The sequence below is a fragment of the Myxococcales bacterium genome (assembly GCA_012517325.1).
In the GTDB taxonomy this organism is placed as follows: Bacteria; Lernaellota; Lernaellaia; order Lernaellales; family Lernaellaceae; genus JAAYVF01.
In genome coordinates this window covers 20,188-33,056 of record JAAYVF010000089.1, presented here as the reverse complement: position 1 = coordinate 33,056, position 12,869 = coordinate 20,188, and the positions used below count along the sequence as shown (strand labels likewise).

Sequence of the window (12,869 nt, the reverse complement as noted above, 5' to 3'; positions counted from 1 at the left end):
ATGGCGAAGTTGAAGTTGACGGAAATTCTGGAACGGTGGCGGGGCGAGCGCCGCTTTTTGGAAAACGTTCGCGCGCTCAAGCATCTGCCGGCGGAACCCGGCCGGTTCGCCGCGTACCCGGATTGGGTCCGGCCCGAACTCCGCGAAGTCCTCGCCGCCGGCGGCATCCGGCAGCTTTACAGCCATCAGGCGCAGGCGGTGGAATCGGTCCGGCAGGGGAAGGACGTCGTCCTGGTGACCCCGACGGCCAGCGGCAAGACGCTCTGTTACAACCTGCCCGTGCTGCAACGCATCCTCGAGGAGCCGGAAACCCGCGCGCTCTACCTGTTTCCGACCAAGGCCCTGGCGCAGGACCAGATGCACGAAATCCACGGCCTGATCGGCCGCCTCGGGGCGAACGTCAAAACCTTCACCTACGACGGCGACACGCCCGACGACGCCCGCCAGGCGATCCGCAAGCAGGGCCACGTGGTCGTGACCAATCCCGACATGCTGCACACGGGCATCCTGCCGCACCACACGAAATGGGAAAAGCTGTTCGCCAACCTGCGCTTCGTGGTGATCGACGAACTGCACATTTATCGCGGCATCTTCGGCAGCCACGTGACCAACGTCATCCGGCGCCTAGTGCGCATCTGCCGGTTTTACAATTCCGAGCCGGTCTTCATCTGCTGCAGCGCCACCGTCGCCAACCCGCGCGAACACGCCGAGGCCATCCTCGAGCGGCCGGTCGAACTGATCGCCGAGAGCGGGGCGCCGCGCGCCGCCAAGACGTTCGTGCTGTACAACCCGCCGATCGTCAACCGGGAACTCGGTATCCGCCAGTCGGCGCTGACGCCCGCCCGACACCTGGCCGGCGAATTGATCGACAACGACGTGCAGACCATCGTGTTCACGACCAGCCGGCTGAACGTCGAGGTGCTGACCAAATACCTGAAAGATCAGTTCGCCAAACGCCAGCCGGTCGACAACCAGCTCGTCACCGGCTATCGCGGCGGCTATCTGCCGAACCTGCGGCGGCAGATCGAACAGGGCCTGCGCGAGCGTTCGGTGATGGGCGTGGTCAGCACCAACGCCTTGGAACTGGGCATCGACGTCGGCGCCCTGGAGGCCTGCCTGATGGTCGGCTACCCGGGCTCGATCGCCAGCACCTGGCAGCAGGCGGGACGCGCCGGCCGGCGCACCGGCCACAGCCTGGCGGTGCTGATCGCCCGCAGCAATCCGCTCGATCAGTTCATCGTCGAGCATCCGGATTATTTCTTCGCGCACAGCCCCGAACACTGCCGCGTCAATCCGGACAACCTGCTGATCCTGCTGCACCACCTCAAAAGCGCCGCCTTCGAGCTGCCGTTCGAGGCGGGCGAAAAATTCGGCAAGGAAAACATCGAGGAACTGCTCGATTACCTCGTCGAAAAGGGCGTCCTGCATCGCGTCGGCAGCCGCTGGCACTGGGCCGCCGAGAGCTATCCGGCCGACGAAGTCTCGCTGCGCAGCATCAACCCCGAGAACGTCGTCGTCGTCGACACGACCGACACCGGCGACCACAAGGTGATCGCCGAGGTCGACTGGGACAGCGCCTTCACCACCGTGCACGACGACGCGATCTACATGATCGAATCGCAGCAGTACCACGTCGACCAGCTCGACCTGGAGCGGCAAAAAGCCTACGTGCACAAAGTGAACGTCGACTATTACACCGACGCCATGACCTACACCAACGTCCGGGTGATCGACGAATTCGCCACGCAACGGCGGCCGAACGCGATCGTCGAGCACGGCGAGGTGCAAGTGGTGCGCAAGGTGACGGGCTACAAGAAAATCAAGTTCTACACCAGCGAAAACGTCGGCTACGGCGACGTGAACCTGCCCGAAAAGGATCTGCACACCACCAGTTATTGGTTCACGATACCGAAAAATTTGCTGGACGAGTTGCCCTTCACCCGCGCGGAGCTGATCGACGGCCTTTCCGGCCTGGCCTACAGCCTGCATCACCTCGCCGCCATGATGCTCATGGCCGACGTGCGCGACCTCGACCGCTGCATCAGCGACAAGAGCGGCGCCTGGTTCGTCCGCCACGACCGCCAGGGCCGGACGATCGTCGCCGAGGGGGGCGACGGCGGGCGGATCGACGCCTTCGATCCGACCGTTTTCCTGTACGACGCCTATCCCGGCGGCATCGGTTTTTCCGACCTGCTGTTCACCCGCCACGACGAACTGTTGCGGGCGGTGCGCGGCGGCATCACCGCCTGCCCGTGCGAACACGGCTGCCCGTCCTGCGTCGGACCCACGTTGGAAGTCGGCGTCAAAGCCAAGGAAGTGGCGTTGGCGATCCTGACGCTGCTGCAAAAATGAGCCTGCGCGACCGCCTCGACCGCCTGACCGGCGACCAATCGCCGGCCGCCCCGGCCGCTGAAAAGAAAACGCAAATCGGCGAACTGCGCCGACGCATCGATGAAATCCTCTCCCGCCGCCCGGCGACCGGCGAAGCGCCGGCGCCGCGACCCGCCGAGCCGGAAAGGCAGCCGGTCGAATTGGAATCGGTGGCCAAGGGCGAGGAAATCGTCACGCCGTACGGGCCGGTTTTCGTGGCGACGGACGAACTGGACGCCGGGCTCTTCTGGGGCCGGCGGCGGCTGCGCGAACTGACGGAAATGCACATGCCGACCGCCGCGTTGCTGGCCGACGACGCGCGTCTCGCCGCGCTGGTCCCGACCGATGCCTTGTTTCTCGACACGGAAACCACCGGGTTGGCCGGCGGCACGGGGACGCTGGCGTTTCTCATCGGGCTGGGCTGGTTCGACGGCGAGCGGTTCGTCACCCGGCTGATCTTTTCCCGCGATTTCACCGAGGAACCCGCTGCGCTTCACCAACTGGCGACCTACGCGGCGGACAAGCGCTTTCTGGTCACCTTCAACGGCAAAACGTTCGATGCCGGCCTGCTGGCCGCCCGGTACGTGCTCAACCGCCGGCGCAATCCCATCGCCGATCTGCCGCACCTGGATCTGTTGCATCCGTCGCGCCGGCTGCTCGGGCACCGGCTCGAAAACAGCCGCCTGGTCACGCTGGAGCAGCACGTGCTCGGTTTGCACCGCGACGGCGACATTCCCGGCAGCGAAATTCCCCAGCGCTATTTCGACTACCTGCGCACGCGGGACGCCCGGCTGGTCGCCGATATCTTGCGGCACAACCGGCTCGACGTCGTTTCGATGGCGTCCCTGGCCGTGCATCTGGTCGAATTGGCGCGATCCGGCCACGAAGCCGCCGATGCCTTCCCCGGCGACGTGGTGGCGGCGGCGCGGCTGCACCTGCAATCCGGCGCGCTGGCTTACGCCGAGCAGTTGCTGCGCGGGCTATGGTTGGCGCGCGGTTGGGATGCCGGAGCGGATTGCCTGCGGGAATGGTCGCTGATTTGCAAACGGCAGGAACGTTGGGAGGAAGCGGCGGAGCTTTGGCGGCGGCAATTGCAGGCCGATCCGCTCGACCTGTTCGCCGCCGAGGAAATGGCGAAATGGCTGGAACATCGCCAACATGCCTTTGCCGAGGCGATCGATCTGGTGGAGCGCTTGCTCGCCGCGCCGCACCTGGCCGTGGACGAACAACGCACCGCCTTGCTTCATCGTTTGGAGCGGTTGCGCCGCAAACGGGAGCGCTCCGCCGAATCCTGAACGAGTCTCTTTCCTTCCCGGCCAAAGCGCGGTAAAAATTGAATCAGGCAGGACAGGGGGGAGGGTCATGCGAGCGGAACGTCGGCGACGCAAACGGGTCGAGTACCGGGTGGAAATCCAGTACGCCTTCGAAGGCGACTGGCACCGGGCGAAATCGGTCAACATCAGCATGAGCGGATTGTTGCTCGAGGTCGATCGCGATTTGCGGATCGGCGAATTCGGGAAAATCCGCATCGTCAAGGATTCGACCCGGGAAGACACCCTGGTCGCGGCGAATGTCGAGGTCGTGCGCTCGGAACGCAGCCCGGCCGCCGAGGAAACCCGCGAGGTGGCCTTGCGCTTCACGCGGATGGATTTCGAAAGCTCGGTCAACCTCTTTCAAGTCATCCGCTACAACAGCGACGGCGAGTGGTGGGTGAGCTGAGCGGCGGTCCGTTCCCCTTGCCCGCGGCCACCGGCCCCTGATACATTGCACCCGCAAACCGAAAATCACGAGGGAAGCGCATGCTGGATCTCAATTACGTGTTGGAACACCTGGACGAAGTCAAAACCAATATCGCCAACCGGAACATGAAAGTCGATCTTTCGGCGCTGCCGGAACTGGCTGAAACCCGCTCGCGGTTGATCACCGATGGCGACGAACTGCGCCGCCGCGCCAACGAAATCGCTCAGTCGATGAAGGGCAAAATGGAACCGGACGAGCGCCAGCGGCGCATCGAGGAAGGCCGCGCGCTCAAGGGGCGGATCGCTGAAAACGAAGCCCAGGCCAAGGAAGCCCACGCCCAGCTCGACGCGTTGCTCCGCCAGATTCCCAATCTGACGCACCCCGAGTCGCCCATCGGCCTGACCGAGGAAGACAACAAGGAAATCGCGCGCTGGGGCGAGCCGCGCCGTTTCGACTTTCCGGCCAAAGACCACGTCGTGCTGGGCCAGGAACTGGATCTGGTCGATTTCGCCGCCGGGCAGAAGGTCGCGGGGTCCAATTTTTATTTTCTGAAGAACGATGCGGTGTTGCTGGAACTGGCGATGTGCCGGTTCGCCCTGGACACCCTGATCGCCGAGGGATTCGTGCCCTATACCACGCCCGACCTGGCGCGGCCGGCGATTCTCGACGGCATCGGCTTCAATCCGCGCGGCGACGAGACACAGATTTATTCGATCGAAAAGCAGGATTTGTCGCTGATCGCCACCGCCGAAATCACCCTCGGCGGCATGTTGCAGGACGACATCGTCAACGAGGCCGAGCTGCCCCTGTTGCTGGCCGGCGTCAGCCATTGTTTCCGCACCGAGGCCGGATCCTACGGCCGCACGAGCCGCGGCCTCTATCGGGTCCACCAGTTCACCAAGGTGGAGATGTTCGCCTATTCGACGCCCGAGCAATCCGACGCGATCCATCGCCGCATGCTGGCGATCGAGGAAAAGATCTTCCAGGGTTTCGAAGTGCCGTATCACGTGGTCGATATCTGCACCGGCGACCTGGGCTCGCCGGCCTACCGCAAATTCGACATCGAGGCCTGGATGCCGGGACGCGGCGAGGGCGGCGCCTACGGCGAGGTGACCAGCACCTCCAACTGCACCGATTACCAGGCGCGGCGGCTCAACATCCGCTTTCGGCCGAGCGCCGGCGGCCGCCCGCGCTTCGTGCACACCCTGAATGGCACGGCCGTGGCCATCTCGCGCGCGTTGATCGCGGTCATGGAAAACCACCAGCAGGCCGACGGCTCGATCCGCGTCCCAGCGGCGCTGGTGCCGTACCTGGGCAAGGAAGTGATCCGGGCCAAGGGCAAAAAGTGAGTTTGTTTCTCCGGGGAGGCTCGTGAGGAAGACCAAGCTCGTCATCAGCGATCTGCATGTTCATACCGGCCCGCGCCTGCCGGACGGCCGCCGCAACGTATTCGAGGAATTCAGCGAGGACGATCTGCTGATCGAGTTTCTCGAACATTTTTCCGCGGGCGAATACGCGGCCGACGACCTCGAATTGATCATCAACGGCGATTTTTTCAATCTGTTGGAAATCGTCGGCGACAACCGGGCGACCGAAACAATCACGGCGGAAGTGGCCGTGGCGCACCTGGAACGGATTTTCGCCGGGCACCCGGATTTGTTCGACGCGCTGCACGATTTCGCCCGGCGCGAGCACAAGAGCCTGACGTTCATCGTCGGCAATCACGACGCTGCCCTCTTGTTTCCGGAGGTCCAGCGGGCCCTGCATCAACGCCTGGGCCGGCAGGTCGAAATCAAGAATTACTATTCGTACGGCGGCGTGTTCATCATTCACGGCCACCAGTACGAGTTCATCCACAACTTCGACATGCGCGACTTCACGCATCGCGATCCCGACGGCGTGGAATGTCTGAAATTGCCTTACGGCAGCCTGTTCGTCATCCAATTCCTGCGGCGGATGAAATCGCGCCGGCCGTACATCGACAAGGTCAAACCGTTCGAAAAATACCTGCGGTGGGCGTTCTGGAACGATCACCTGTTCTTCTGGCGGGTCATTTTCGGCATCATCGGCTTCTGGTCGGTCAACCGGTTTTCGCGCGATCCCTATCGCCGGCGCGAATTCGCCCTTTCGCCGATGCGGTTTTTAAACGCGATGACCCACAAATCGCTGCCGCGTACCGCCGAGGACATCTTGCGCCAGACCAATTACAAGCTGGTCGTCATGGGTCACAGCCACAAAATCGATTACCACCTGTTCGGCAATTTCCGCGAATACTTCAACACCGGAACCTGGACCGAGATCATCTCGGTGGACGTGGCGCAACTGGGGCGGTCCTACCTGCGGCCGTATGTCAAAATCGATTTTGAAAAGGATACCCCCCGCGCCAGCCTGCACAACTGGATCGGCAGCCATCGGCTGACCCACGAACTGATCCCCTAAAAACGCAATCGTCCGGCGCGCCACGGCAGGTGCAGCACCAGCCCGTGCGCGAAGAGCGTGCGCGCCCAGCGTGGGTCGGCCGCCAGGGCCAGCCGGTAGGTGTGCGGCCGGCCGTCGGCGTTGACGGGAAGCAGCACGGCGTGCGGTTCGTCATCCTGGTCGGTCCATTCGAAGCGCAACTCGGGGGCCGCGCGCCGGTCCAGCTTTTCGATCGCGAAGGTCAGGACGACCTCGCCGGTGTCGCCGACGTCGATCCGCGCCGCGACGTGATCCGCGCCGGCCGCCAGCAGCGGCAGCGAAACCGGGCCGCGCCGCCACTCCAGCCCCGCGGGGGTGCGGGTCAGGCCGGCGGGCGGTTCCGGGCCGATCGCGAGCGCCAGCGAACCGTTCGGCCGGTCGCCGCGCCGCCGCCACTTTTCGCGCGTCGGCGCCGTCAAATCCTGTGGTGAAACGGCGGTCATCCCCTGCCGGTTGCCCTGCCACCGGATGACGGCGGTGTCGGCGATCCAGGCGGGATCCGACCAGGGCAGCGCCGCGCCTTCCGTCCGGTAAAAACGAGGGCCGACGAGCAGGAAGCGGCGCTCGGCCGACTCGGGATCGGGCAGGAAGAATTGATCGAAGTGATCGTAGAACAGCGGCAACCCGGCGACCTCTTGCGGCAGGTCTTCCACGAGGATGTTGCGCGCCGGGTTTTGCGCGGCGTAGTTGCGGACCAGCCCGGTGATCTGCCCCAGTAGGCGCTCCGCCCGATGGTACGCTTGCAGATTCAACGTCAGCCCGGCGACGCAGTACAAGCACAGGGCGAATTGCAGCAACCGCCGCGCGAGGCGGCGTGGTTTTTTCGACCGCTCGTCCGGCCAGGCGAGCAGCGGGCCCAGCCAGAGCGCCAGGCCGGCCGACGGCAGGTAGAGCATATAACCCGCGTTCAGCGACCGGCCGAGAAAAATGAATCCCGCCAGCGGCAAGGCGGCGATCGCGATCCAGAGCGGCCCCAACCATAACCGCCGCTCGCGCCGCCGAGCGGCGAACAACACGAGCGCCGTGATGCCCAGCGCCAGCCAGCCCAGCCCGATAGACCACGCCGAACCCGCCGTGACCGCCTCCCAGTTGATCGGCGCGAACAGCGCCAGCGGGATGCTGATCAGCAGATTGCCGAGAATCGTCGTCGGCTCCGGGTGCGACAGCGGTTCCGGTCCGCCCAGCCGATGCAGCAGCGCCAGCCGCGCCAGCAGCACCAGCGCCACGGCGATCAAACTGCCGGCGGTCTGCCGCCAGGCCAGGGCGGCTTTTTCCCGGCGCGCGCCGTCGCTTTGCAGCCAGACGGTGACGGCGATCAAACCGGGGGTGATGAAGGCGATTTCCTTCGACAGGCAGGCCAGCAGGGTGAAGATCGCAGCAGCCCAGCGGTTGCGGGCGCGGGTTGCACCTGCGGCGGCGGGAAGGGCGGCGACGACGGCCGCCGTCGCGAACGCGGCGGCGACGAGATCGTAGCGGGCGCTGATCCAGTAAATCGTTCCGGCGTGGATCGGGTGCAACAGGAAGACCGCGGCGGTCCAGTAGGCCGAACGAAGGTCGTACAACCGGCGCGCCAGAACCCAGAGCAGCGTCGTCACCAGGGCGTGCAGGAGCAAGGCGGTCAGGCGATGCGGCCAGGTCGCGTATCCGGCAACGAGGGCGGCTGGAACCAGCGTCAGCTTGGCCACCGGCCGCCAGTAGAGGTCGGCGTGCGGGGCCAGCAAGAGGCCCCATTTTTGCGGCGTATTCGCCTGGGCGGAAAACAACAACGGATTGTCATCGACGAGCGGCCCGTCGGCGATCGTCCAGCCGGCCAGCGCCAGGGTCAGGAGATAAGCGACTCCGAAAACGAGCAGCCAGGCAAAACGCCCGTCGCCCGTCATTTTCATCGGATGATTTTTCCGAAGCGGAGGAGTTGTCCGGGCGGCCAGGAGAAGTAGATCACCATCGCCTCGCCGCGGAGATAACTTTCGGGAACGAAGCCCCAGTAGCGGCTGTCGTTCGAATGGTCGCGGTTGTCGCCCATGCAGAAGTAATGGCCGGACGGCACCTTCTGCACCTGATCGCCGCCGCGCAAGGCGTTTTTGTCGTACAGCACGGGATGCTTCCGCCCGGTCAGATTCTCGATGTACATCTCGCTCGTTTGCGGATAGCCGCGCGGATCCTCGAAGCGGAACGTGCCGTCGCGCGTCTTGGCGGCCAATTCGCCGTTGATGTAGAGATCGTCGCCGCGCACCTCGATGGTGTCGCCGGGCAGACCGACCACGCGCTTGATGTAGTCGATCGACGGATTGTTGGGAAACTTGAAGACCACGATGTCGCCGCGCTCGGGCTTGCTCAGCGGGATTTTCCGGTCGGTGAAGGGGATCGGGATGCCGTAGATGAACTTGTTGACCAGGATGTGGTCGCCGACGCGCAACGTCGGAATCATACTGCCCGACGGGATTTTGAAGGCTTGCACGATGAAGGTGCGGATGAACAGCGCCAGCACCAGGGCGACGACGATGACCTCGACGTATTCGCGCACGAGGCTTTTGCGGTAAATCGGCAGGTGGCGGTCGACGCGGCTTTTCGCTTCTTTCAGGGCCTCGAGGATGTCGTTCGGAACGCGGCGTTCGATGGCGGCTTGCAGGGCGGCGATCGCGGCTTCCACCGCCTGTTTTTCGGCCCCCGGGAATAAAGCCGGGCTTTTGGCCATTTCACGCTTCGCCTGGGCGATGTAACGGTTCGCTTCCTTGGCGAGTTTGCGTACTTTGCGTTCGGTGAACATGTCTTCACTCCCGATCGTCAGGGCGCGTCGTTTTTTCAACCCACTGACACGTCGGCCGGCGAAAAAGTTGTGCCTACTATTGGAAAATCACTCCGGCTTGTCAACCAGACGCGCCGCCCGACCCGGCGCGCCGGCCGGTTTCTGTAATTTGCGTCCGGCGGCAATGAGTGTATGATGCCTTTTTAATGTGAAGCGAAACGGCTGGTGGATGAAAACATTATCGATCTACAACAAATTGATCATCTATTTTTTGCTGGTCAGCCTATTGCCGCTCATCGGGTTGGGTTATCTCTCCTATCATCAGCTCAACGGCGTCATCCGTGAAAATTCGCTGCGCCTGCTGAGCCTGATCGCGGTGGAAACCGCTTACAAAATCGAGGAAATGATCCGCTCCCGGCGCGCCGAAATCCAAGCCTGGTCGCGTCTGCCCATGTTCATCGAAGCCCTGGACAAAAAGGCGGCGGCCAAGCGCCCGGAAATCAACGCCATCTTCGATCAATGGATGGCCTACTACCCGATGTACTCGCTGCTCCTGCTCGTCGATGCGGACCACCGGGTCTTCGCGGTCAACAGCGTCACGGCCCAGGGGCAACCCTTGTCCACGGGCAATCTGATCGGCAACCAGATCAGCGAGGGCCCCTGGTTTTCCGAGGCCGCCCAGACCGGCTTTTATATGTCGGGCTTCCGCCATTCGTCGCTGCTGAGCCATATCATGGGCAACCAGGGCAACAGCATGAGCCTGAGCATGCCGATCCGCGACGCGGCGGATAACATTTGCGGCTACTTCATCGCTTACCTGAATTGGAATTACGTCCAGGATATCCTCGATGTCGCGCAGGCCGCCCACGCCCAGGATCTCGCCGGCCTGCTGTTCATGCTGGACCTGGATTCCAACCGCTTCATCGCCCATCGCAACCCGAAACTGTACGGCGAGCCGTATCCGTTGCGGGTCGACCTGAAGAGCACCGTCGAACGCAACCCGGCCGGCATTCTGAACGTCGATTGGCCGGAGCCCAAGACCATCGGCTACGCGCAGGTCAGCGGCATGCGCGCCGGCGAGAGCCAGCCGTGGGTCGTGGTCGTGGAGGCGCCCGACGAGGTGATCTACCGCCAGGCGAAGTTCCTGCGGGTGTTGTTCATGACCCTGACGATCCTGGCCGTGCTGGCGATCATCATCATCGTCTACTTCATCAGCCGGCGCTTTTCGGACCCGTTGCTGCAGCTGGTCAACGGCGCCCAGGCGATCGCCGCCGGCAACATGAACGTCGAAATGCCCGTGAAGAGCGTCGACGAAATCGGCATTCTCGCCAATACCTTCAATCAAATGTCCGACGCGCTGCGCGAGCGCGACGAAGAGTTGCGGCGCACCAACCAGCAATTGGAGGAAGCCAACCGGCTGAAAAGCGAATTCCTGGCGAACGTCAGCCACGAGTTGCGGACGCCGATGAATTCGATTCTCGGCTTTACGACCCTGGTCTTGCAGCGGACGGGCGACAGCCTGCCCGAGCAGCAGCGCAACAACCTCATCAAGGTGCGGAAAAACACCCTGCAACTGCTCAAGCTGCTCAATTCCATTCTCGACTTGTCCAAAATCGAGGCGGGCAGCATGGACGTCGCCGTCGAGGAATTTTCGCTCGCCAGCCTGATGGACGGCTGCCATCACACCATCCTGCCGCTGTTGGAAGGCCGGCCCATCGAGCTTTCCGCGGCCGCTTCCGATCGGAGTCTCGTCCTTTACACCGACCGCAACAAGTTGCAACAAATCATCATCAATCTGCTCGGCAACGCCGCCAAGTTCACCGAAAAGGGCTATCTCCGCACCGGATACGTGGTCGTCAACGATCCGGGGTTCAGCGGCGCCGAGAAGGGGCCGGGCCCGTGGGTCCGGATTTGGGTCGAGGACAGCGGCATCGGCGTGCACGAAAAAGACCTCGAAAACATTTTCAACGAATTCCGCCAGGTCGACGGCTCCCCCAGCCGCAAGTACGGCGGCACCGGTCTGGGGTTGTCGATCTCGAAAAAGTTGGCAAAGTTGCTCGGAGGTGATATTTTAGTCAAAAGTGAATTGGGTTTCGGCTCCACCTTCACGGTGGTGATCCCGGTGCGGCATGAAATGGCGCAACCGCTCGTGCGCAACGAGTACGAGCATCCGTTGCCGCCCGCGCGGGCGGTGGAAGACAACGGGACGCCGGAACCGGCCGCCGCGGCCAGCGGTTCGGGAGGAGAGTCCGACTGATGCAAAAAAAAATCTTGATCATCGAGGACGTCGAGGACAATCGCGAACTGCTGGTGCAGTTCTTCGAGGGGCAGTATGAGATCCACGAAGCCGTGGACGGGCAGGAAGGCATCGCCCAGGCGCATAAGATCCGGCCGGATCTGATCCTGATGGATCTGTCCCTGCCGGTGCTCGACGGCTGGCAGGCGACGGCGGCCTTGAAAGCCGACGCTCGCACCCGGCATATTCCGATTATCGCCATCAGCGCGCACGCGATGGTGGGCGACGAACGCAAGGCGTTGGCGGTCGGTTGCGACGCTTATCTTTCCAAACCGGTCGATTTTGTCGAGCTGGAACGCGTGGTCAACAAATATTTAGGTGTAGCGTGACGAACGAACGTGCCCTCAGGATCATGGTGGTCGACGACAATCCCGATAACGTCGACCTGTTGACACAGTACCTGACCGGCCTGGGCTACGATGTCTTGCCGGCCTACGACGGCGAGGAGGCGTTGCTCATCGCCAAGCGGGAACCGGTCGACCTGATCTTGCTTGACGTGATGATGCCCCGCATCAGCGGCTTCGAGGTCTGCCGGCAGCTCAAGAGCAGCTACCGGACCAATTTCGTGCCGATCGTGTTGGTCACGGTGCGCGACGACACGCAATCCAAGCTGGAAGGTTTCGCCGCCGGCGCCGACGACTACATCACCAAGCCGTTCGACATCGAGGAACTTTCGGCCCGGGTGAAAAGCCTGTTGCGGATCAAAACGTTGCAGGACGAGCTGCGCGCCGCGAACGAACGCCTGGCGGAGATGTCGGTGACCGACGGGCTGACCGGCCTGTTCAACCACCGCTACCTGGTGGAGCAGTTGCAGGTCGAGGTCAGCCGCGCCCGGCGTTACAACCGGCCGCTGGCGGTCATCATGCTCGACCTCGACCATTTCAAACAGATCAACGACACGTTCGGCCACCTGTTCGGCGATTACGTGCTGCGCAAGGTTTCCGAGGTTTTCCGGCGGTTGGCGCGCGCCGGTGACGTCGTCGCCCGTTACGGCGGCGAGGAATTCGCGATCCTGGTCACCGATACCGAGGGCGCGACGCCGTTGGCCGAACGCATTCGCCAGACGGTGGAAACGACGGACTTTTTCTTCGAGGGCCAGCAAACCCAGGTGCGTGTTTCGGCGGGCGTCTGCCAGGCCGCCGTGGGCGCGGTGGATGACGGCAACGAATTGCTGCGGCTGGCCGACGAAGCGCTGTACCAGGCCAAACAAGCGGGGCGCAATCGGGTCGCCACCATCATTAAGGACAAGTGACAACGGGA

Annotated in this window: 10 protein-coding genes; 8 read left to right on the top strand and 2 right to left on the bottom strand. The window is 63.3% G+C overall.

Annotation, left to right across the window (positions count from 1 at the left end):
- The 5 genes from GX444_16010 to GX444_15990 all read left to right on the top strand — a co-directional run bounded on the left by GX444_16010 (position 1) and on the right by GX444_15990 (position 6,549).
- Positions 1-2,352 (top strand): DEAD/DEAH box helicase, encoded by a 2,352-nt coding sequence (locus tag GX444_16010; protein NLH50084.1) that lies wholly within the window; start codon positions 1-3, stop codon positions 2,350-2,352.
- On the top strand, positions 2,349-3,665 hold the full coding sequence (locus GX444_16005) for a ribonuclease H-like domain-containing protein (protein NLH50083.1): 1,317 nt from the start codon (positions 2,349-2,351) through the stop codon (positions 3,663-3,665). The genes GX444_16010 and GX444_16005 overlap by 4 nt, the downstream gene beginning before the upstream one ends.
- A gap of 67 nt (positions 3,666-3,732) precedes the next feature.
- Positions 3,733-4,089 (top strand): PilZ domain-containing protein, encoded by a 357-nt coding sequence (locus GX444_16000; protein NLH50082.1) that lies wholly within the window; start codon positions 3,733-3,735, stop codon positions 4,087-4,089.
- Positions 4,090-4,169: 80 nt separating this feature from the next.
- Entirely contained in the window at positions 4,170-5,459 is a 1,290-nt protein-coding gene (gene serS / locus GX444_15995; protein NLH50081.1) for a serine--tRNA ligase, read from the top strand.
- Positions 5,460-5,481: 22 nt separating this feature from the next.
- Entirely contained in the window at positions 5,482-6,549 is a 1,068-nt protein-coding gene (locus GX444_15990) for a hypothetical protein (GenBank protein NLH50080.1), read from the top strand.
- On the opposite strand, the gene GX444_15985 is transcribed toward GX444_15990, so the two are convergent.
- Both GX444_15985 and lepB read right to left on the bottom strand, forming a co-directional pair.
- Positions 6,546-8,453, bottom strand: a complete 1,908-nt coding sequence (locus tag GX444_15985) for a hypothetical protein (protein NLH50079.1) — start codon at positions 8,451-8,453, stop codon at positions 6,546-6,548. The two genes, GX444_15990 and GX444_15985, sit on opposite strands and share 4 nt — an antisense overlap.
- Positions 8,450-9,109 carry a signal peptidase I gene (gene lepB / locus GX444_15980; GenBank protein NLH50078.1) on the bottom strand — a complete coding sequence of 220 codons (660 nt, stop codon included), beginning with the start codon at positions 9,107-9,109 and terminating at the stop codon, positions 8,450-8,452. The genes GX444_15985 and lepB overlap by 4 nt, the downstream gene beginning before the upstream one ends.
- 433 nt (positions 9,110-9,542) lie before the next feature.
- On the opposite strand from lepB, the gene GX444_15975 reads away from it, so the two are divergent.
- Genes GX444_15975 through GX444_15965 form a run of 3 tightly spaced genes read left to right on the top strand, consistent with a single transcriptional unit; the run spans position 9,543 to position 12,861 of the window.
- Entirely contained in the window at positions 9,543-11,570 is a 2,028-nt protein-coding gene (locus tag GX444_15975; GenBank protein ID NLH50077.1) for a HAMP domain-containing protein, read from the top strand.
- Positions 11,570-11,938: a response regulator gene (locus GX444_15970; protein ID NLH50076.1), complete on the top strand. Its 369-nt coding sequence runs from the start codon at positions 11,570-11,572 to the stop codon at positions 11,936-11,938. The genes GX444_15975 and GX444_15970 overlap by 1 nt, the downstream gene beginning before the upstream one ends.
- Positions 11,935-12,861, top strand: coding sequence for a diguanylate cyclase (locus GX444_15965; GenBank protein NLH50075.1), 927 nt, complete (start codon positions 11,935-11,937; stop codon positions 12,859-12,861). The genes GX444_15970 and GX444_15965 overlap by 4 nt, the downstream gene beginning before the upstream one ends.
- Positions 12,862-12,869: the final 8 nt, after the last annotated feature.